The organism is Porphyromonas gingivicanis JCM 15907 (assembly GCF_000614585.1).
Taxonomy (GTDB): domain Bacteria; phylum Bacteroidota; class Bacteroidia; order Bacteroidales; family Porphyromonadaceae; genus Porphyromonas; species Porphyromonas gingivicanis.
This window is the reverse complement of the sequence record NZ_BAKX01000008.1, coordinates 55296-75990: the sequence shown is the minus strand read 5'-3', so window position 1 is coordinate 75990 and position 20695 is coordinate 55296. Positions and strand designations below refer to the sequence as shown.

At 42.6% G+C, this 20695-nt stretch carries 18 protein-coding genes and 1 pseudogene; 10 read left to right on the top strand and 9 right to left on the bottom strand.

What is annotated here, in order from left to right:
- Positions 1-42: 42 nt before the first annotated feature.
- The 9 genes from JCM15907_RS12465 to glyA all read left to right on the top strand — a co-directional run bounded on the left by JCM15907_RS12465 (position 43) and on the right by glyA (position 8915).
- Positions 43-252 (top strand): hypothetical protein, encoded by a 210-nt coding sequence (locus tag JCM15907_RS12465; RefSeq protein WP_148297499.1) that lies wholly within the window; start codon positions 43-45, stop codon positions 250-252.
- A 461-nt stretch (positions 253-713) separates the two neighbouring features.
- The gene (locus tag JCM15907_RS08195) at positions 714-1562 is read left to right on the top strand and encodes an ABC transporter ATP-binding protein (protein ID WP_025843436.1); all 849 of its coding nucleotides are present in this window, start codon (positions 714-716) and stop codon (positions 1560-1562) included.
- A 27-nt stretch (positions 1563-1589) separates the two neighbouring features.
- The gene (locus tag JCM15907_RS08190) at positions 1590-2357 is read left to right on the top strand and encodes a hypothetical protein (RefSeq protein WP_025843435.1); all 768 of its coding nucleotides are present in this window, start codon (positions 1590-1592) and stop codon (positions 2355-2357) included.
- Complete coding sequence (locus JCM15907_RS08185; protein WP_025843434.1) at positions 2354-2752, top strand: GntR family transcriptional regulator; 399 nt, start codon at positions 2354-2356, stop codon at positions 2750-2752. Before JCM15907_RS08190 ends, JCM15907_RS08185 begins: the two co-directional genes overlap by 4 nt.
- Positions 2753-2768: 16 nt before the next feature.
- Positions 2769-3719: a ketopantoate reductase family protein gene (locus tag JCM15907_RS08180; protein ID WP_025843433.1), complete on the top strand. Its 951-nt coding sequence runs from the start codon at positions 2769-2771 to the stop codon at positions 3717-3719.
- Positions 3716-4288, top strand: coding sequence for a cation transporter (locus JCM15907_RS12460; protein WP_051522451.1), 573 nt, complete (start codon positions 3716-3718; stop codon positions 4286-4288). The genes JCM15907_RS08180 and JCM15907_RS12460 overlap by 4 nt, the downstream gene beginning before the upstream one ends.
- Positions 4288-5901 (top strand): heavy metal translocating P-type ATPase, encoded by a 1614-nt coding sequence (locus JCM15907_RS11480; RefSeq protein ID WP_051522450.1) that lies wholly within the window; start codon positions 4288-4290, stop codon positions 5899-5901. The genes JCM15907_RS12460 and JCM15907_RS11480 overlap by 1 nt, the downstream gene beginning before the upstream one ends.
- 68 nt (positions 5902-5969) lie before the next feature.
- Entirely contained in the window at positions 5970-7349 is a 1380-nt protein-coding gene (gene tnaA, locus JCM15907_RS08170; RefSeq protein WP_025843432.1) for a tryptophanase TnaA, read from the top strand.
- Positions 7350-7634: 285 nt separating this feature from the next.
- Positions 7635-8915 (top strand): serine hydroxymethyltransferase, encoded by a 1281-nt coding sequence (glyA, locus tag JCM15907_RS08165; protein ID WP_025843431.1) that lies wholly within the window; start codon positions 7635-7637, stop codon positions 8913-8915.
- Between the two features lie 558 nt (positions 8916-9473).
- Here the strand turns inward: glyA and rplT are convergent.
- The 4 genes from rplT to thrS form a co-directional block, all read right to left on the bottom strand.
- The gene (rplT, locus tag JCM15907_RS08160) at positions 9474-9818 is read right to left on the bottom strand and encodes a 50S ribosomal protein L20 (RefSeq protein WP_025843430.1); all 345 of its coding nucleotides are present in this window, start codon (positions 9816-9818) and stop codon (positions 9474-9476) included.
- 138 nt (positions 9819-9956) lie between these two features.
- Positions 9957-10151, bottom strand: a complete 195-nt coding sequence (rpmI, locus tag JCM15907_RS08155; RefSeq protein ID WP_025843429.1) for a 50S ribosomal protein L35 — start codon at positions 10149-10151, stop codon at positions 9957-9959.
- Positions 10152-10316: 165 nt separating this feature from the next.
- Positions 10317-10922: a translation initiation factor IF-3 gene (infC, locus tag JCM15907_RS08150; RefSeq protein ID WP_025843428.1), complete on the bottom strand. Its 606-nt coding sequence runs from the start codon at positions 10920-10922 to the stop codon at positions 10317-10319.
- A gap of 119 nt (positions 10923-11041) precedes the next feature.
- Positions 11042-12991 carry a threonine--tRNA ligase gene (gene thrS / locus JCM15907_RS08145; RefSeq protein WP_025843427.1) on the bottom strand — a complete coding sequence of 650 codons (1950 nt, stop codon included), beginning with the start codon at positions 12989-12991 and terminating at the stop codon, positions 11042-11044.
- A 310-nt stretch (positions 12992-13301) separates the two neighbouring features.
- Between thrS and JCM15907_RS08140 the strand changes: the two genes are divergently transcribed.
- Positions 13302-14435, top strand: a complete 1134-nt coding sequence (locus JCM15907_RS08140) for a carboxypeptidase-like regulatory domain-containing protein (protein WP_159099933.1) — start codon at positions 13302-13304, stop codon at positions 14433-14435.
- Positions 14436-14695: 260 nt separating this feature from the next.
- Here the strand turns inward: JCM15907_RS08140 and JCM15907_RS08135 are convergent, their stop codons facing one another.
- The 5 genes and pseudogenes from JCM15907_RS08135 to JCM15907_RS13995 all read right to left on the bottom strand — a co-directional run bounded on the left by JCM15907_RS08135 (position 14696) and on the right by JCM15907_RS13995 (position 20685).
- Complete coding sequence (locus JCM15907_RS08135) at positions 14696-15028, bottom strand: DUF2149 domain-containing protein (protein ID WP_025843425.1); 333 nt, start codon at positions 15026-15028, stop codon at positions 14696-14698.
- A pseudogene (locus JCM15907_RS11475) lies at positions 15025-15608 on the bottom strand (MotA/TolQ/ExbB proton channel family protein). Before JCM15907_RS11475 ends, JCM15907_RS08135 begins: the two are co-directional and overlap by 4 nt.
- 12 nt (positions 15609-15620) lie before the next feature.
- On the bottom strand, positions 15621-16304 hold the full coding sequence (hmuT, locus tag JCM15907_RS08125; RefSeq protein ID WP_025843424.1) for an HmuT family protein: 684 nt from the start codon (positions 16302-16304) through the stop codon (positions 15621-15623).
- The gene (locus JCM15907_RS14000) at positions 16301-18265 is read right to left on the bottom strand and encodes a cobaltochelatase subunit CobN (protein ID WP_036885641.1); all 1965 of its coding nucleotides are present in this window, start codon (positions 18263-18265) and stop codon (positions 16301-16303) included. Before JCM15907_RS14000 ends, hmuT begins: the two co-directional genes overlap by 4 nt.
- Positions 18262-20685, bottom strand: a complete 2424-nt coding sequence (locus tag JCM15907_RS13995) for a cobaltochelatase subunit CobN (protein WP_081773834.1) — start codon at positions 20683-20685, stop codon at positions 18262-18264. Before JCM15907_RS13995 ends, JCM15907_RS14000 begins: the two co-directional genes overlap by 4 nt.
- Positions 20686-20695 lie beyond the last annotated feature (10 nt).

Genomic DNA, 20695 nt, shown 5'->3' with positions numbered 1-20695 from the left:
TGTAACACAGCCCTACTCGATATCTATAATACTGCCACTTTAGTGGTATGGAAGTCGGCTGGTCGGGTTCACTTGCACTCTCCTTACGAAAAAGCTGTCGTAAGCATCTACACTACCGATGGTTCCCTCGTAAAATCTTATGAGATAGACTCTCACGAAACCCGCCTTACAGACAATTTAGAGGGAAGTTTCATCATTGTGTGTCAAGACAGAGCTTCGGCAGACTTCAAGGTCGTTAAAACTATTTTCTAACCATAGGAAGAGGCATCTCAAGCATCTTCATTAACCTCAGAGAGAGGGAGTCGAGGGAAAACTTCGGCTTCCTCTTCTTTTGTATAAATAGAGCATTCCATACTGCTTGTTGAAAGTTCTATACATATAGCTTTAATAGGTATAATGGTTGTAACTGTTTACACAGAGGGTTGCAGGCAAAAGGGTTAATGCTTTTTGGTCAAAGGTATAGTGCGAGTAACTTCTACCCTACAAGAGAGTAAGGCAAATAAAATCCCATAAGAGAAAAGTCAATACTTAAAGAAAGTGTACAGCTCTGTGTAATAATCTTTATTCGCAAATAGAAACGAACCTAAAGATGCCCAATTTTATTCTAAGAGCAAAGAGAAAAGATTTGTTTGCTACAATTATTATTGTATCTTTGCGCTGTACTATTACAATAAAACAGCAAAACAAACCCTAATAGTAGATATAAGATCATGATGATACAAATAGAAAACATGGCTTTTTGCTACAAGCGGTCGAAAAATCTCTTCGAACATCTAAACCTTGAGCTCCCCAAGGGAACTATCGTTGGTCTCTTAGGTCGCAATGGAGAGGGCAAAAGCACGCTACTCAAACTCATCACGGGGCAACTCCTCTGTGGTTGGGGCAAAATCTCCGTAGACGGCAAGAATCCGTCCGAGAGAGAGGTGGCATTTCTGAGTCAGATATTCCTTCTTCCCGAAGAGGTTGTATGCCCCTCGATTACGATTAAGGAGTACTTCAATATAATCACCCCTTTCTATCCCAATTACTCTACTGAAATAGCCGAAAAACTTATACGAGAGTTCGACCTTAACTGGAAGATGAACTTGGGTAAGGTATCGCAGGGACAGAAGAAAAAGGCAGTTATAGCTTTGGCTCTCTCGCTACGAACTCCCGTACTTCTCTTGGACGAACCTACAAACGGCTTGGATATTCCGTCTAAATCTGCCTTTCGCCGGTTGATAGCTCAATACACCACAGAAGAACAGACTATTATCATAAGCACGCATCAAGTAAGAGATTTAGAGCAACTTATTGACCGATTGGTACTCTTAGACAACAACAAAGTAGTCTGCAATGAGACCATTTACAATTTGTGTAAATACTTCTCGTTTCAACCTGTTATGGAGGGAAATCCTGACAAACTTATCTACCAAGAGAAATCTCTAATGGGTAGTATCGGTATTTTTGAAAACGAAACTCCACAAGAAACCGACAATTTCTCTATGGAACTTTTCTTTAACGGCATGGTTGCCGAGCAGGAAAAGATGCTCTCCCTCCTTAACAAACAGAATAAACAATAGACTCATACCTCTTAACAAAATATACCTATGAACCCACAATATTCTACCCACTCAATCCAACGTATCGGTCTTCTGCTCAAGAGAGAGTGGACGTTGCAACACCGGTCTTTACTCAAAGCCTCTTTGGTGCTATTACTTGTACTATGGGGAGTGCGCCTCTTACCTCTTATATTTGGTAAAGATTATAGTGAATGGGCAGAGGGATTGCGCTACGATCCTTTATTGATAAGTAATACTTTCGCATCTCTCGGAGGCCTCTTTATTACCTATCTTGTTTGGCTTAATAAGACAGTACACAAATCTCAAACAGAACCCTATACCCTCATTCCTTCCAGTGTAGGAGAGAAATATGCTACCTTTTTTATCATTGCACTATTCTACATTGTGTTAGCCCTTTTTATAGGGCTCTTCTCCTCTACCACTCTAGCTCTTTTAGCACCGGGTTGTTTAGAAAATCAATTCGCAGATTGGGGGCGTTTCTTTGCTAACATTAGTGTTAATAGCGGGAAAATACCTCGATTTTGGGGAGGGGTCTTTTACATTATCTCTTACCTTCTGCTCTCCTTTTCGACCTATATGGTGTCTCAAATCTTCTTCTCTAAAGCTATAACGGGCATCTTGGTAGCGACCCTCTTCTTGATTATAGTTCCCTCTATGTCTCCTATCATTTTCACTACTTCCGAAGTATTTTCATCAGAGACGGCTCTACTGCTCTTCTTGCTATTCAACCTATTCCTCTCTATCCTCTTCCTATTTCTCGGCTACCATATCCTTAAACGCAAACAAATCAAATGAACCCTATACATCCACAATCTATATTCCTACAGATTGCAGATCAGATACGAGATGCTATTTTAGTAGGGAGATACAAACCCGGAGAAAAAATCCCCTCTGTTCGAGAGATGGCAGCCAACCTTGAGGTAAACCCCAATACAGTGGTAAAAGCCTACGAACAGCTCATCGCTGGGGGGCTTATAGCCTCTCAGTTGGGAGTAGGTTTCTTTGTTTGCGAAGGAGCTTTAGAGCGTGTTCTTGCTCTCCGAAGAAACATCTTTTTCAAAGATATCGTACCCTCCATCGTTAAGGAAATGCATCTTTTACACATCTCCGAAGAGGATGGTACAGAAGCAATTCAAAGGAGCTATCGCTCTTGGAAAGAGGAGACTACAGACAATAGTAAAGAACAGTGATAACGAAAGGGAAAATATGGCTTGTAACATAATTATATCGGGCATCGGAGCCATTGGAGGCTACTATGGAGGTATGCTGGCAGCTTATGCTCAAAATTTACAGTCGGTAAATGTTTTCTTCTTTATGAGAGAGGGAGAACATTTGGAAAGCGTCAAGCAGTATGGGTTACACCTTCTATCTCCTTCGATAGATTTGTATGCTCATCCTACTCTTGCCACAGCCGATAGCACTCTTTTGCCTAAAGCAGACTATCTCTTTTTAGCAACGAAAAGCTACAATGCTTTAGAAAACTTAGAGCAGTTAGCACCTATACTAACACCCGCTACCATCGTTATACCGATGCACAATGGATTAGATGTACCCCCTCTTATACAGGAGGCTTTACCCAACAATCTTATCCTCCCTGCTGTTTGTCATATAACGGGTAGGCGTTCTTGTGGCACTATTTCGGTGCGTTCGGATGAAAACTTACTAAAATTCGGACTTGACAGCACACTGACTCACTCAATAGATTTGATAGCTATAGAGCGCGCCGAATGGCTCTACACACTACTCAAAGCATCGGGCATCAAGTGCCGTTTGTACCAAGAGATGGCACAATCTCTGCGCGAGAAATACTTGATGCTCTCCCCCTCTGCCGTGGCAACAACCTATTTCGATGCTCCTATCGGTAAAGTACAGGAAGAGTATGATAAGGAGTTTAGATCCCTACTCCAGGAAATAGCCTCTCTTTACCGAGTGGCAGGGTGGGAAAAAGACTCTATGCTCGAAGAAAAAGCATACAATATGGTACTAAAAATGCCCAGAGAAGCTACCACTTCTATGCACTCCGACATACTTGCCGAACATCAATCCGAAATCGACAGTTTGGTGGGTTATGTGGTACGAAAAGCAGAGGAGTACCATATAGAAGTACCTACCTATAAAAAAATGTATCAAGCCATACTAAAACGAATAGGGAAATGAAACTTACAAGGCGTTCCTTCCCCGTTATCGGGATGCACTGTACCGCCTGTGCACAAAAAATAGAGCAGGCTTTAGATAAAGTGGCTGGCATAGAAGAAGCCAATGTCCTCTACAACGAACGAATGTTACATGTAGACTATAAAGACGAACTTATCGGAATAGAAGAAATTGCTCAGAGAGTAAAAGATATCGGCTTCGAACTCATCACGGCAGACACAGGACAAGAACTTAATGAACGTAGGCGTAAAGCTCAAGAAAAAGAGCTTAAACGTATGCGTTTGGATACTATCGGAGCTGGCATATCCACTATCGTAATGATGGTTATGATGTGGTGGCATTGGTCTGAAACACTCCACCGAATAGGCATGTTGCTTCCTGCAACTGCCGTTTTTTTTATATTCGCCTCTCGCTTTCACATCGCAGCACTGAAACAATTACGGCATGGGATATTCTCGATGGATACACTCGTCTCTCTGAGTACTACCGTATCTTTTATTGCAGGTAACATTGCTCTGTGGCATTCTCTCTTACCTGCCAAGATGCACACCTCTATTTCGATGCGACAGTGATGATACCTGCCTTTGTACTATTAGGCAAATGGCTCGAACAGAAAGCCACTGTAAAAACGGGCGATGCCATAGCTTCCATTCTTAACCGCACACCCAAGTGGGCCATGGTAATGCGAGATGGGGTTGCCACAGAACTACCTGTAGAACTCATCAAGGTGGGCGATAAAGTAAGAGTAAGAGCAGGTGAAACCATACCCGTAGATGGAGTCGTAACGAAAGGGAGCTCCACAGTAGACGAAAAATTAATCAGTGGTGAACCCATTCCCGTGGAGAAAGAAATTGGAAGTATAGTATATGCAGGTACTATCAATGGTACAGGGGCTTTTACCATGGAAGCTCAAAGTGTTGGTAGCGAGACAGTATTGGGTAATATCATAGAGACCATACGAAAAGCAGAAACAGAGAAGCCTCCTATCCGCAGAATAGCTGACAAGATTGCCTCTATTTTTGTCCCTGTTGTGGGCTTACTATCTCTTCTTACTTTCCTACTATGGTACTTTTTCGGAGGAGATGGCGATGCGGATGCTGTCTCCTTTGCTATCCGATGTGCCGTTTCTGTATTAGTTATTTCCTGCCCCTGTGCATTGGGTTTAGCCACTCCCACAGCTTTAACAGTTCTCATTGGCGAGACTGCCAAGCGACACATACTCATCCGCAAAGCTGCCACTATGGAGCTATTGCCCCATATTACTACCGTCTTCCTTGATAAAACGGGAACCATCACAGCGGGAATGCCCGAGGTTGTCAGTGAAAAGTGGCACATCTCTACAGAAGAGCAACCCTTCTACCAATCGGTATTGTACACGCTCGAGCGAGAGAGCACCCACCCCTTAGCAGATGCTATATGTAGGTTTCTGGCAGATACTCATAAAGAGGAACATAGTTTTACCTCTATCAACACGGTAGTAGGAAAGGGGATAGAAGCTGAGTTAGAGGGAAAGAAATACCGCATAGGCAACGCCTCTTTTGTCGGCACTACACTCTCTACATCTTCTGGAACAGATGTTTATATGACATGTGAAGATAGTCTCATTGTGCATCTAACTATTGAAGATCGAGTAACCGAAGAGAGCAGAGAAGCCATTACCGATATGCAAAAAATGGGACTAAAGGTAGTGCTACTAACAGGAGACAACGAGCTATCTGCCCAATATGCTGCCTCTGTATCTGGCATACAAGAGTATCATGCAGGACTTCTACCGAGCGAAAAACTCTCTATTGTACAATCTGCCATTGATAGAGGAGAGAAAGTAGCCATGATTGGTGATGGTATAAACGACAGCGAGGCTCTCTCTTACGCTCATGTTAGTGCCTCTTTCGCTTCGGGTAGCGATATAGCTATATCGGTGGCAGACCTCACCTTTCTCAAGCATGATTTACGCCTCTTTCCCAAAACAATCCAAATGATGGAACAGGGACTTAAAACCATTCGCCTCAATTTCTTTTGGGCTCTTATATACAATGCTTTAGCTATTCCTATTGCCGCAGGGGTCCTCTTCCCGATTTGGGGCATCTTTATTACCCCAGCCTTATCGGGAGCTGCTATGGCTTTTAGTTCTCTTTCTGTGGTTTCCAATAGCCTTCTGCTAAAAAAGCGATTGCACGGCAAATAGTTCGTATATTTGTAGCACTTTGTTACAAAATACAATCATCAATAATAAAGCAACATAAAAGTAAAGCTATGGAACTACCTTTTTCAGAATCCTACCGTATAAAAATGGTAGAACACATCAAGAAAAGTACTCGCCAAGAACGTGAGGCTTGGATTAGAGAGGCTAAGTACAACCTTTTCAACCTACACAGCGAACACGTATTCATCGACCTACTGACCGACTCTGGTACTGGCGCTATGAGCGACAAGCAATGGTCTGCTATGATGCTCGGTGATGAAAGCTACGCTGGAGCCTCTTCTTACTACAAGATGAAAGATGCTATCCAAAACATCTTAGGTTTTGAATACTTCTTGCCCACTCACCAAGGTCGTGCGGCAGAGAATGTGCTCTACTCTACCATCGTTAAAGAGGGAGATGTAGTACCCGGCAACTCTCACTTCGACACCACTAAAGGACATATCGAGTACCGCCGTGCCTTAGCTATTGACTGTACCATCGATGCGGCAGCCGACACCCAGTTGGAAATTCCTTTCAAGGGAGAAATGGACCTCGAAAAGTTAGAAAAAGTCTTCAAAGAATATCCCAAAGAAAAAATTCCTTGTTGCGTACTTACCTTGACTAACAACACGGCAGGAGGTCAACCTGTTTCTATGAAAAACATCAAGGGAACAGCCGAATTGTGCCGTAAATATGGCATCACCCTTCAAATCGATGGAGCTCGTTTTGCAGAGAATGCTTACTTCATCAAAACAAGAGAAGAGGGTTATGCAGATAAAAGCATCAAAGAAATCGTTCGCGAAATGCTCTCTTATGGAGACATTATGACTATGTCCAGCAAGAAAGATGCTATCGTAAACATGGGTGGTTTCTTGGCTATGCGCGACCAAGAGCTATGGCGTCGTTGCCAAATGTTCTGTGTGATGTATGAAGGATTTATCACCTACGGAGGACTCTCTGGACGTGAAATGAACGCTTTAGCACAAGGATTGGATGAAGGAACGGAATTCGACACCCTCGAAACTCGTATCGAACAAGTGGCTTATTTAGGGCGTAAACTCGATGAGTATGGCATCCCCTACCAACGCCCCGCAGGAGGTCACGCTATCTTTCTCGATGCTAAAAAAATCCTTACCAATGTACCTAAAGAAGAGTTCATCGCTCAAACACTGGGTATCGAACTTTACCTCGAAGCTGGTATACGTGGGGTAGAAATCGGTTCTATCCTTGCAGACCGAGATCCTATCACTCGTGAAAATCGTTACCCTCGCCTCGAACTCCTCCGCTTAGCTATCCCACGTCGTACTTATACCAATAATCACATGGATGTTATTGCAGCTGCTGTGAAGAATGTATATGACCGTCGTGAGCAAATCAACCGTGGATACGTAATTACTAAGGAACTTCCTGTAATGCGTCATTTTACTGTAGAATTAGAACCTGCTAAGTAATTTCACCTAAATACCACTTCTCTTCTATCTTTTGAAGAGAGTTTTTATAAGAAAGCCCCTTGCTATTCGATTGGCAAGAGGGCTTTTTTCTATGCTTTTTCAATACTTACCCCTAAAGAGTATAAGCTCAAAGAATAGTAAACTGGTTTCGGCATGATGAAAGGAAGAATTTTTGGAAGCAAAACCGTACAACCATCTCTAAAAGAGTGGACTTTTGTTTCTCTATTGTAGCAATAATCTGTACCTTTGCGCCTGTAATACAAGAGTATAATAATAGATATATTTATGAACAGAGACAATGTAATCTTCAATCTCATTGAAGAGGAACATCAGCGTCAGCTAAAGGGTATCGAATTAATTGCTTCTGAAAACTTTGTAAGCCAACAAGTAATGGAGGCTATGGGAAGCTATATGACCAACAAATATGCAGAAGGCTATCCCGGAAAACGCTACTACGGAGGTTGCGAAGTGGTAGACAAGAGTGAACAAATTGCCATTGACCGTATCAAAGAACTTTATGGTGCAGAGTGGGCTAACGTACAACCTCACTCTGGAGCTCAAGCCAATATGGCTGTATTGCTCGCATGCTTAGAGCCGGGCGATACCTTTATGGGACTGAACTTGGATCATGGAGGTCACCTCTCTCATGGCTCTCCCGTTAATAGCTCCGGTCTTATCTACAAGCCTGTAGGTTACAACCTTCGTCAAGAAACAGGTATGGTAGATTATGATGAGATGGAACAGTTGGCACAACAACACAAACCCAAGCTCATCATCGCTGGGGGGTCTGCCTATTCTCGTGAGTGGGATTACGAACGTATCCGCAAAATAGCCGACTCTATTGGTGCTATCTTCCTTGTAGATATGGCTCACCCTGCAGGACTTATTGCGGCAGGTCTTCTCAAAAACCCTGTTCAATATGCACACATCGTAACCTCTACAACCCACAAAACACTTCGTGGACCTCGCGGAGGTATCATCTTGATGGGTAAAGACTTTGAAAATCCTTGGGGTAAGAAAACACCTAAGGGTGTGGTTAAGATGATGTCTCAACTATTAGACTCTGCTGTATTCCCAGGTGTTCAAGGTGGTCCATTGGAGCATGTAATAGCTGCTAAAGCTGTTGCTTTCGGTGAAGCTCTCGACCCATCTTTCAAAGTGTACCAAGAGCAAGTAAAGCTCAACGCAGCCACTATTGCTAAGGCTTTTGTAGACTGTGGTTACAACATTATATCAGGAGGTACCGACAACCACTGTATGCTTATCGACTTGCGTAGCAAGTATCCTGACCTTACAGGTAAGGTAGCCGAAAAAGCACTCGTCGCAGCTGATATTACCGTAAATAAAAACATGGTTCCCTTCGACAGCAGATCTGCCTTCCAAACATCTGGATTCCGTGTAGGTACACCCGCTATCACCACTCGTGGCGTAAAGGAAGATAAGATGCCTATTGTTGTTGAACTCATCGACCGAGTACTTCGCGACCCAGAGAACGATGCTGTAATTGCGGCAGTTCGCTCTGAAGTTAACAACATGATGAAGGAATATCCTCTCTTCGCTTGGTGATTATCTCCTAAAGTAATTGACTAATACTAGTAAAACCCCTCTTTTCTTATTAGAGAAAAGAGGGGTTTTTCTTTTACTACTTACAACAAATCCTATTGCACACGAGAAAAAAGAGCGTTGCACAGGCTTCATAAATTCTGTTCCAATGGAATTTTTCGAGATTTGATAGAATAATGTAAGCGCAATAGTTGTGAAAGATGAGAGGGAAGAGCATACAACTACTCTTCCGAAACGAGCAACAGTGCCTTAGAAAGAGTCAATACGAAGGTAAAGACCACAATAGAGGTAGCTACCCCCAACCTGCATATCAATAGTAACGTGGCAAGTGGGTAGTACACGCCTGTCTCGAAGAGAGAGATACATCTCCTTACACACAGCATATCAAAGAAAAAAACCTTTCTTAAATAAGAGATGGAGAAAGCATCTCAAAAAGAGAATAAAAAACAAAGCAGGAAGCTCTAAAGAAGATTTTACCCACCCTCGTACTGCAAAGTACTTAGGTGGGTAAAATGATTTCGATATTTGATATTGCACTCAAAAAGAGTTCAATAAAAAGGCTTAGCGTACTTTATCAACGATGGCTTTGAAAGCAGCTGGATTGTTCATTGCAAGGTCTGCAAGCACTTTACGGTTAATCTCGATACCATTGGCATGGAGAGCTCCCATAAGTTTAGAGTAAGACATTCCCTCTAAACGTGCACCAGCATTGATACGTTGAATCCAAAGAGCACGATTGTTACGCTTTTTGTTACGACGATCACGGAAGGCGTAGGTAAGACCCTTTTCCCAAGTATTTTTGGCAACAGTCCATACATTTTTACGAGCTCCGATGTATCCGCGAGTGAGCTTAAGTATTCTTTTTCTCTTAGCTCTTGATGCTACATGATTTACTGATCTTGGCATATTGTTTTTGTCTTTTGATTGGCAGCGGCTTCGAAACAAGTTCCGAACGCACTTTTACAGCTTGCCTCTCGATGAAACTTTGAATTATAAACTCTTAAAATAATACTTATTGGTCAAGATATTAAAGGTTGCTTATTTTTATAACACAAGCATCTCTTTTACAGCACCAACATCGGCACGGTGTACCAAACCACTATAAGTAAGGTTACGCTTACGCTTTTTGCTCTTCTTAGTCAAGATATGACTTTTGAAAGCATGCTTACGTTTAATCTTTCCAGATCCTGTAATCGAGAAGCGTTTCTTAGCTCCTGACACTGTTTTTTGCTTAGGCATTTTCTTTAAATAATTAGTATGTGAAACATTATTATGAGAGACACTTATTTTCCGTGAGGCAAGCCTATGCCTTGCAGGAAAAGATTTTCTATTGCATCATCTACTGCAATCTTCCAACCATGCAAGTCTCTTCTTATTATAATTCAATCTTATTCGCAAGAGAAGTTATTCCTCGATAGTTTCAGACTCTTCCTTAGTGGGAGCAGATTTACTCTTCTTTTCGGAAGACTTGGCACTCGATGTAGATTTTTTGGGAGCCAACATCATAAACATACGTTTACCTTCCAAGGAAGGCATATTCTCGACAGTAGCAACATCTTCCAAATCTGTCGCAAAACGGAGTAATAAAACCTCGCCCTGCTCTTTGAATACAATGGAACGCCCTTTGAAGAATACGTAAGCCTTTACCTTAGCTCCGTCAGCGATAAAACTTCGAGCATGTTTTAACTTAAAGTTATAGTCATGATCATCGGTCTGAGGTCCAAAACGAATCTCTTTAATAACAACCTTTACAGCGTTAGACTTCTGCTCTTTGAGCTTCTTCTTCTTTTGATAGATAAATTTTTGGTAATCAATTACCTTACAGACAGGAGGCTTAGCATCCGATACTATTTCTACCAAGTCTAATCCTGCACGCTCTGCCATACGCAAAGCCTCTTGGATGGAATAAATCCCCTGTGGCACATCATCACCAACGATACGGACTTCACGAGCCGTGATCTCCTCGTTTACGCGATGGTGGTCTTTGTTGTTTCTATCGTTATTATACACTAACTAAAGCAATGAGCCGGAGCTCATCGCTCCTTGTTGGTTTACAATCTTTCTTCTTATCACTCAAATTCAAAAGAAAAAGCACGACAAAAAAGAACCCTTTTCATTGGATGAAAAGCCTACTCTTCCTGCCAAGCGTTCATCTCTCTATCGATTTCTTGACAAATCTGCTCTGCAAAGGTAGTCAATTTTATGGAACCTTGGTCTCCTTCGCCCTGTTTTCTTACCGAAACGGTTTGATTTTCGGCTTCTTGCTCGCCTACAATCAGCAAATAGGGAATGCGTTTCAACTCATTATCACGAATCTTGCGACCAATTTTCTCATTACGATCGTCCACAATAGTAGCGATATCATGACGAGACAATTCTGCACGTACTTGGTGAGCATACTCATTGAAACGCTCTCCAATAGGAAGCACTACTACTTGGTCGGGTGCCAACCATAGAGGGAAACGCCCTGCCGTATGCTCAATAAGCACCGCAACAAAACGCTCCATAGAACCGAAAGGAGCTCGGTGAATCATCACAGGGCGATGCTTAGCATTGTCCTCTCCTGTATATTCCAATTCAAAACGCTCGGGCAAGTTATAGTCCACCTGAATGGTACCCAACTGCCAACGGCGACCAATAGCGTCTTTTACCATAAAGTCGAGCTTAGGTCCATAGAAAGCAGCCTCTCCATACTCGATACGTGCGGGCAAGCCCTTTTCCTGACAAGCCTCTACGATAGCTTGCTCGGCACGCTCCCAGTTTTCATCCTTTCCAATGTATTTCTCACGATTTACCTTATCTCGGAGAGAAATTTGCGCCTCAAAGTTTTCAAATTTCAGAGCTTTGAAAATAATGAAAATAATATCCATCACCTTGAGAAATTCCTCTTTTACCTGGTCGGGCGTGCAGAAGATATGGGCATCATCTTGCGTAAAGCCACGCACACGAGTCAATCCATGGAGCTCACCACTCTGCTCATAACGATACACTGTACCAAACTCCGCCAAACGAACGGGCAGATCTCTGTACGAATGAGGTTTGAGACGATATATCTCGCAGTGGTGGGGGCAATTCATAGGCTTCAACATAAACTCCTCTCCCTCCTGCGGAGTGGTAATAGGACGAAAAGAATCTGCCCCATACTTAGCATAGTGTCCCGAAGTTTTGTAAAGCTCTATATTACCAATATGAGGGGTCATAACCTGCTCATATCCAAAGTTCTTTTGAATTTTTTTGAGATAGTCTTCCAACTTCAAACGCAAGCGTGTACCTCGGGGTAACCAAAGAGGGAGACCGACACCAACCGTTTGAGAGAAAGCAAAGAGTTCCAACTCCTTACCAATCTTACGGTGGTCTCGCTTTTTAGCCTCTTCCAATACAGCCAAATAGTCGTCCAACATCTTCTTCTTAGGGAAAGTAATCCCATAGATACGTGTTAGCTGTTTACGCTTCTCATCACCTCTCCAGTAAGCCCCAGCAATGCTAAGGAGCTTTACCGCCTTGATATACCCTGTATGACGAAGGTGAGGACCACGGCACAAATCTGTAAAAGTACCCTGTGAGTAGGTCGTTATGGTACCATCTTCGAGGTCGTTAATCAACTCTATCTTGTAGGTCTGCCCATCTTCAGCAAAGCGTTTGAGTGCATCGCTCTTGGTTATTGAGCAACGTGTTAGCACCTGCTTTTCACGAGCAAGCTCCAACATAAGATTTTCTATCTTGGCAAGGTCTGTTTCCTTTATAACGGCATCGCCTGTATCTATGTCGTAGTAAAATCCGTTCTCTATAGCAGGACCTATACCAAACTGAGTCTGAGGATAGAGTTGCTGGATAGCTTCTGCCATTAAGTGTGCAGAAGTGTGCCAATAGGCGTGCTTACCGCCCTCGTCTTCCCACTTGAGAAGTTTCAGAGAGGCATCTGCTTGTATAGGAGTGTCTAAGTCGACTATTTTATCATTTACTTCTGCGGCTAAAACATCTTCTGCCAAACGAGTACTAATCCCCTCTGCAATTTGATAGGGAGTAATACCTTGTGCATATTCTTTCACCGAGCCATCGGGGAGTGTAATCTTTATCATAAATGACTTCTTTACATCTGTGTATAAAAGAGCTTGTATAGTCTAAAAAATCACACTATACAAGCTCGGCACAAAGGTATATACTTTTCGGCAAAAAGCATTAATGGTTTTGCCCAATACCATGCTACCTTTCGTCAAAAACCATAGAACCTTTTGACAAATACCTTCCATATAAACTAAAAGAAGCTATAAGCACTGAAAAGAAGCGAATTAGAGGAAAGAGAAAAAACTATCTTTGTTATGAGACAAACAAAAGCACGCCTAACACAAGCAACTATCAACTTTCAACATACGGAAGTAAATGAAAACTATGATTGTCAAAAAAATATTTCTTGGGGTATGTACTACTTTGTTCACATTCTCGGGGCTAATAGCTCAAGAAAGAACAGAACTATCGGGTAAGGTCATTGACAAAGAAACACAAGAGCCTCTCTCCTACTGTACTGTTTTTAATAAAGCTAATAACACAGGGTCCATTAGCAATGTGAATGGAGACTTCAAAATTAGTGATGTAAACTATTCTGATACAATTCGGATCTCCATGGTGGGGTATCAAGAGAGGTTTTTGACCCTATCCGATTTTAACAGCAACAGCGTCGTACAAATGTCTCCCAAAACTATTGCGCTGGACGAAGTTGTTGTAAGAAGGTTCGACTTCAAAAAGTATATACCTATTGTCTATGATAGAATAGCAGAAAACTTCCCTGCCAGATACCCAACTTTTGACGGAGTGTATAGGAAACAATTGCTTGAAAATGGCAAATACGTCTTTTTAGGAGAGTGTGCTGTCTCATGTAAAAACACCAAAAAGTTTAGCAATGTACCCAAGGTCGCAATCGGAGAAACCTATGCAACCATAAACAGAACCCACAACGCCAATAAAATCTTCCTAACTCTCAACTCCAACCTCATTTTATATCCCTACTTTCATTTTATTGTTCAGAATAGTAACGAGAGTATAAAATGGGGGTTTAAGGATAAAAAAGTAAATGAAGACGAGTCTTCTGATGTCTATATATTTGCTTATACGAACAGTATTAAGGGAGTAGTTGTCGAGGAGGGAGTTGTACATATAAACGCTTCCGACCATGCGATACTGAGAGTAGATAGAAACTTATACCCCAAGGATAATTTCATCAAACTACCCGAGGAGTGTCGTCTTGTGGACAATAAGATGACAATTATCTATAAGTACAAAAGACTTGAAGACGGGAGTTATGCTTTGAATTATTCAAGAAGTGAGTGGAGGTTTAAGTTCTCAGAGGGAGAAAATGAAATGCGTAGCTATACTCTCACGAATGACTTTTTAGTAACAAACTACAATTCTAAGCAGAGAAAGATTGGGACAAACGCTTCAATAGATCCTTTCAAAATCTCCAAACAGATTAAAATTGTTGATATAGAAGATCTTAAACACTTAATTCCAGATTACAAACTTGAATAATACACAGGACATCCTATTAATAGGAAGCGAAGAAGGTAATAAGTCATTGTGCAATTGTAAGCTACACCAAATTCAGGGAAGCCATAAATTCTCAAGCAAAACTATCCAACATACCTCATATCCCCACCACTACTTTGTAACAACCATTACAAGAACTCTCTTGAAATCCTTCAATAAAAAAGGACTGACCCTAACATAGGCTCAGTCCTTACTCTTACAAAAACTTAACAAGTAGTTTTATAGGTACTATTGCGTAGTACTTACTCTGCATCTTCGGGGATATAGACAATCTCTCCATTTTCTAACTGATAGGCAGTACCAACTCGCTTCCCTTTGCTCCCAGAGCTATTGTCTGTCTCATTGCTGGGAGTAAACTTTTCTATCTTATCCCCCTTTTTGATGAGTAGCTCCATATTATCCTTACCCGGATTTTTCACTATGGTATAGTCTTCCTTGCTAAAAACCTCAGTCATATTGAACTTGGTCACCAAGGCAACCATCAGGGCCAAAGCAAAAACCATAGCTATATCGAAAAGATTCGATACGAGAGAAGATGGGTCTGGCTCCTCTTCACTAAAACGCCTGCGACTCATTGCTTATCGATAGATTCGTTAATATAGTCCAACCAAATAAGGTCTCTGTGGTGGTAATTGCGCAACACGTGAAGAGAAATATAACCCACTGCCGAAGTAAACATACCGATTACCGTGGTAGCAAAGGCAACCTGCATGTTGTACGCCATGCTCTCTATATCGCCCGCAGACAACCCTACCAAAGCAGGCCCCATAGGATGAGAGTACCCATAAGTCCCAATATAGGACCAAACTTACTCAATATCTTGGCACTGCCCAAAGAACCCTCCATGCGGAGTTCATATTCACCGATGAGGAGTTCTCTACGTGTGCGGTCGCTCCCCAAAAGACTTATAAGTGTAGACTCAAAGATGCTATTTTTGTGCAGAAGAGCAGTCTCTTTAACAGCATCTAAATTGATTTTTTCTTCGTTTCTAATCAACTTTCCAAGCGTGTTATTCCGATTGCGATAACCTTGCCACTTACTAAAAAGTGTACCTAACATAAGCAGGGAACGGACAAAAAGGAACAATAGTCCGATAACAACGGGTACCAACAAACCATTGGATACCCAAAACATGGCGTTTGAAATGTAATTCATTACAAATAATAGTTATGATTTAAGTTTCCCTTTTATCACAGAGAGTAGTCGTCTTCCTACGTACCCAATGAAGGCAAAGAGAAATACAGTTAGTAAAAGAAGTCCCACTTGTAGCCAATCTACATCGGCTCCTGTACCTTGCACTCTTGAATCGGGGTGCATAGCCCCTGCCGCAACGACAATGAAGAAGAGAGCCAAAGAGAGTAGTATGCTTAGCTCCTTACTCGTATCGACAGAGAGCATTATGAAGCGCCCAATGAGAGGGGCAAAAAGAGTAATGAGAACAACTAAAGCCGTCAGAGCTAGAGTTACTCCTAAAAAAGAATAACCAGGGAGAACATAAAAGAGCTTTAGTCTTATGTAGAATAGCACGGGGAAGAAGAGAAGTGAGGGAAGCATAGCACTCAAACGCTTATACCACTTGATCGAAGGGGTTTTACCTCTCGTACAGAGGTAGACTACATAGAGCAAGTCTACCATAACAAAGAGCGAAATATCCCTCAGCATATCGGGTGTATAAAGTTGCTCCTGAAGCGTGGTAAGGCTACTATCCATTGCAACGAAGTGCGTCCACATAATGAATAGTAGATAAAACACCGAGTGCCCCCCCCTTACCAAAAAGGAGGAGTGCAAGCCCTCCTCCATGATCCATTTAACAGATCCGAGGAGGGCTATTACTATAAGCAATTCGCTCATTGTCGCTTAGCTCTCTGACGACGATAGATGACAAATACAATTAATAGCAGTACAAGTACCCCGAAAGCTATCGGCAAGAAGAGTTGCGCAGGCTTACGCTCGGTAGGCGTTTGTGCCTCTTGCTCCTCTTTCTTAAGCACCTGTCCTTTGCTCTTATCAGTAGCAGAGACTTCTCTCACCTTCTTGATAGAAGAGCTATACTGCTGTTGTTGTTCTTGTGGCAACTTATTCTGGATAAAGTTTCTCAACGAAGCATTATCGCACACAAAACCACTACATCCAGCCCCATGCTCTGCCATCACCTCGGCATGCATCTTAGCCAACTCGGCAAGTTGTTCTGGCGAAGCAGCCCAAAGACCCTTACGAGCAGTTTCGAGCATCACAGCAGTCATCTCTTGCAGAGCAGCAGGGTTATTCTCTTCAAAGAACTCACGGATGCCAAGATTTTGTTCATCTTTTATATACGTATCGTATATATCATCCCAAAGCTCCTTGTCGATGAGAGCAGGCTTCATCACATTCCATCCATAAGTATTGCGGATAGTTTCTGCCAATGCATTGGCAGCACCTTGACCACCCTTGGTAACCTCTTTGATGTAAGTAGGATTTAAGATCGTGGTACGTGCCTCTACTCCTACAGCCTGCTTAATCTCCTGTACTCGAGTACGATGGTGATTGCGCAAGTCATTGAAATATCCCTCTGGATCTTTACCTGTAACATGACGCACTGCAAGGGTCAAACCTCCCATAAACTCATACACGTGGTCGAGACTCAATGCACCCCAACTATTGCTTTGTCTGGGTTGTACTACCGCATCTACATTCTGAAGAGCAGCCTCGAACAAACCTTCTTGGAAGTCGCCCCAATTACCCTCCATACCATAGATAGCTCCCATGTTGTTAAGATATACATTGGCAACTTCCGATTCTTTCTCCCACTTGTCGCCACTCTCTACCATACCTTGGATGCCAGTTCCGTAGTTTCCATTCACTCCACCAAAAACTCGTTGAGTTGAAAGACTACGAGCCTGATTGGGCGAAAGTCCTCTATCTAGCAATACACGCTCTGCATCTATCGCTCCGTTAGCCACCTCATTATCCTTTTCATCGGTTGCTTTGGCAGCCAAATCAACAGCCTTTTGAATGAGATAGAGGCGAGAAGCTGCCAAATCTCTCAACTGACCAGAAGTTTGCACCACTACATCGACACGCTTACGACCCAACTCTTCTCTGGGAACGAGACGAATATCTCGCACTCTACCCATAGGATCTCTTACTGGCTCACAGCCTAACAAATAGATAATCTCGGCAATAGTAGCCCCTTCACTCTCAATAAAGCTACTACTCCATAAAGTGAAACTTACTTTTTGAGGTAACTCTCCATTGTGACGAGCTGCATAGTCAGCAAGCATATCTTCGGCCAACTTACGTCCTTTATCCCAAGCAGCTTTCGTGGGAGTCTCTTCCGCATTGATTGAGTAGAGGTTACGTCCCGTAGGTAAAGTTTCAGGATTAGCAATATAGTCTCCACCAGGCGAGGGCTCTGTGTAACCTCCATTCAAAGCATTTACAATACCATCTAACTCTAAACCTGGGCTGGTGGTAAGATATTTCTGGTATAGTTTAACTGAAAGAATAGTGCGTTTAAGAGTAGCTACTGCAAGTGCAAAATCTCTATCTCTATCACTCATAGGGGGCATACCCATGCCCATAGGGTGTCCTCCTCCGATAGAAGCAGGTTTAGCCCCTGTATTAACCTTCTTTTCTGTGTCCATCTTTTGAGGGTGTCCCTTTTGCGTCATTGATTTTCCCGCATCTGCCTTTTGAGTAGCTTCGGTCTTACCATCGGCATTATCGGATTTCGCAGTCTCTTTATCAGACTTAGAAGACTTCGGAATCCACGATGGATGTCCTCCTCCAGCACTCTTTTTAGCCTTCTTTGAAGAGGTCCTAGGCATCATAGCAGCCATTCCCGTAGCATTCCGCCACCACCACTCATCATACTGCGCATCATATTATTCATCTGCGCTTGCTTGTCCAATTGTTCAAGCAATACATTAGCACGCTCTAACTCCTCTTTAGTTACTCCCAAAGTTTGGAGAGCAACATCTACATTCACAGTAGTTGTATTGATAGCTTGACGTACAAAACGCTCGGCAGGAGCACGGTAGAGACGAGAGAAAAGACGTTCACTATCCTGTTGCTTCTGCGTATAGCGTCCTCTCTCTCTATCCAAAGCGGCGAGCGAATAAGCAATAGGGTCTGTAGCAATGTGTACTACCGAAGAGAATATCTTCTCTGGCATAAAGGGGACACCTGTAACGTACATACCACCAGGGATTTTGCTCACCGCCAACTCTTCGGCAAAGTTGCTGAGTTGCTCTATTTCAAGCCGAGTCCAAGGCTTATCCTTTATAGAGTCTAAACGAAGATCTCTGTGATAACCCATCTTGATAGCCTTCTCTTTTATTTGTAGAGAAAGAGCATCATCATCACTTTCGTTACCTAGATAAGTATCGGTCATAGTCAATAAGTCGCCCACAGTACCACGCATACGAGTCTCGATGAAAGGAGGAGCCAGATACGATACTGTTTGAGCATAACTACGACGCTTAGCAATCATTCCCTCACCGATATTGGCTATCGTATAGTAGTAGGTATGGGGGAGGTCATTCACCAATCGATCAGTCCAGTCTTCGCTTGAGAGAGCTATTTGCTTACCATTGATGAACTCCAAGCTACCATGTGTTCCAAAGTGCATCATAGCATCGGCCTTAAAACCTTTTTGAGTCCAAAGGTAAGAAGCTACATAGGGATAGGGAGGTACAGGATTGGAGCCATGAACAGCACTAAAGTCATTGGCACCCACACCTTGCCCTGGTTGAGGAAGTAGGACAACATTACCAAAAGGAACGGCGGTAACGGCAATTCCCTCCACTCCATCCTTTTCCATAGAGTAAAATCTTCCTGGGGCAGCTCCATAGTGCTGAGCAAGTAACTCTATTTGCGCAGGTGTAAGCACAGCTTTCATCCAACTATTAAGAGAGTCGGTAGAGACAAATTGAGGATACCCCTTCTTTATGAAATCGGTCAAAGCACCCTCTGCATAGCTATTGAAAAGAGCTCCACGATCCATAATCATACGCTCAAACTCCTTTTCACTATCAGGTAAGCCTGTTACCGTATATCCCTCTTGACGCAGTCGTTTCATAACATTATACAGAGAGGGAAGCGTCTCTATCCCCTGTGCCACAAGACTATTCTGTCCAGGACCTTTGAAATAATATATCGCCAAACGCTTGTCTTTATTAGGCTTTTTCTGCAAGTTTATGTAACGATTGATTAGACTCGTGAATACTTCCATACGTCCGGGAATGGTATGGAATAGTTGTAAACCCGTTTTCTCATCCTCTTCCAAAGCGATAAGAGCAAATGGAATTATTGCACCATCTATCTCGGGGACCGATACGCTCTGCGAGAGGAATCCTCCCTGCATACCCTGCTTATCCTCTTCCCAAGCCTTACGGAGTGTGGCAATAGTCATGGGAGTAATAATGGGGATATTACGCTCTTTAAGCCACTGCTCCATAGAGCCATCTTGCCCTACAATGAGTTTTCCATGGGGTAAATAAAGAAGTACAGAAGGATCTATCTTCTTCAAATGCTCCAGACGGCTTGTGCCCGAGGAAAAAGGATAGACATTTAGTCCCGACTGCTCCAGAGAGGCAACCATCTCATCAATATGCTCTCTATTAGAGTTGATAGGAGAAGCAAAACTGATGAGTACCGCTACATTAGGAGCTCCAGGCTTATATCCATTGTTTTTGTAGTACTCTTGATATTCTTCGAAAGAATTAAAAATATCTTCGTCTGTCTTCCCAAAATAGATATTGCCTGAATAAACTATAGGATTGTCTACCTTCCCCTCTCTAAGTTTTTTACCTAAAATATTCTGACGAATATAGTTAAAACCCGATCTATAGTTTTTAGCCCCTCCATTTCCAAAATAGGAGCCTATGAGCTCTGCATCGGCATCTTCCAAAGAAGATATATCATTGTCTGGATTAGTAGGCATCAATACGTGTACTCCTACACTACCCTTCTCTTGTAGACGAAGTAACTCTTGACGCTCCTCTTCGCTCCAACGAGCACCCATACCAAACGCCAAGACAAAGTCATAGTTTTTCAATTTGGAAAAGTTGTCTTCACTCCGAACCGATACATTCTTAGCATCCGACGAACTTATAGCCCTTGCCAACATAAACTGCGGAAAGTTTACGAGAGCCACCCTCGTAGGACGAGGCCAAAACAGTGCTGCAAGCACCGCTACCAGGATTACTCCTAATAGCGGCAGTGCATATCGCTTTATTTTCTTATTCATATTATCTAAA

Excerpts from the sequence above, each read along its gene's own strand:
- JCM15907_RS08195 (WP_025843436.1), top strand. The coding sequence starts at position 714 with ATGATACAAATAGAAAACATGGCTTTTTGCTACAAGCGGTCGAAAAAT.
- JCM15907_RS08190 (WP_025843435.1), top strand. The coding sequence starts at position 1,590 with ATGAACCCACAATATTCTACCCACTCAATCCAACGTATCGGTCTTCTG.
- JCM15907_RS08185 (WP_025843434.1), top strand. The coding sequence starts at position 2,354 with ATGAACCCTATACATCCACAATCTATATTCCTACAGATTGCAGATCAG.
- JCM15907_RS08180 (WP_025843433.1), top strand. The coding sequence starts at position 2,769 with ATGGCTTGTAACATAATTATATCGGGCATCGGAGCCATTGGAGGCTAC.
- JCM15907_RS12460 (WP_051522451.1), top strand. The coding sequence starts at position 3,716 with ATGAAACTTACAAGGCGTTCCTTCCCCGTTATCGGGATGCACTGTACC.
- JCM15907_RS11480 (WP_051522450.1), top strand. The coding sequence starts at position 4,288 with ATGATACCTGCCTTTGTACTATTAGGCAAATGGCTCGAACAGAAAGCC.
- tnaA (WP_025843432.1), top strand. The coding sequence starts at position 5,970 with ATGGAACTACCTTTTTCAGAATCCTACCGTATAAAAATGGTAGAACAC.
- glyA (WP_025843431.1), top strand. The coding sequence starts at position 7,635 with ATGAACAGAGACAATGTAATCTTCAATCTCATTGAAGAGGAACATCAG.
- rplT (WP_025843430.1), bottom strand. The coding sequence starts at position 9,818 with ATGCCAAGATCAGTAAATCATGTAGCATCAAGAGCTAAGAGAAAAAGA.
- rpmI (WP_025843429.1), bottom strand. The coding sequence starts at position 10,151 with ATGCCTAAGCAAAAAACAGTGTCAGGAGCTAAGAAACGCTTCTCGATT.
- thrS (WP_025843427.1), bottom strand. The coding sequence starts at position 12,991 with ATGATAAAGATTACACTCCCCGATGGCTCGGTGAAAGAATATGCACAA.
- JCM15907_RS08140 (WP_159099933.1), top strand. The coding sequence starts at position 13,302 with ATGATTGTCAAAAAAATATTTCTTGGGGTATGTACTACTTTGTTCACA.
- JCM15907_RS08135 (WP_025843425.1), bottom strand. The coding sequence starts at position 15,028 with ATGAGTCGCAGGCGTTTTAGTGAAGAGGAGCCAGACCCATCTTCTCTC.
- hmuT (WP_025843424.1), bottom strand. The coding sequence starts at position 16,304 with ATGAGCGAATTGCTTATAGTAATAGCCCTCCTCGGATCTGTTAAATGG.
- JCM15907_RS14000 (WP_036885641.1), bottom strand. The coding sequence starts at position 18,265 with ATGATGCCTAGGACCTCTTCAAAGAAGGCTAAAAAGAGTGCTGGAGGA.
- JCM15907_RS13995 (WP_081773834.1), bottom strand. The coding sequence starts at position 20,685 with ATGAATAAGAAAATAAAGCGATATGCACTGCCGCTATTAGGAGTAATC.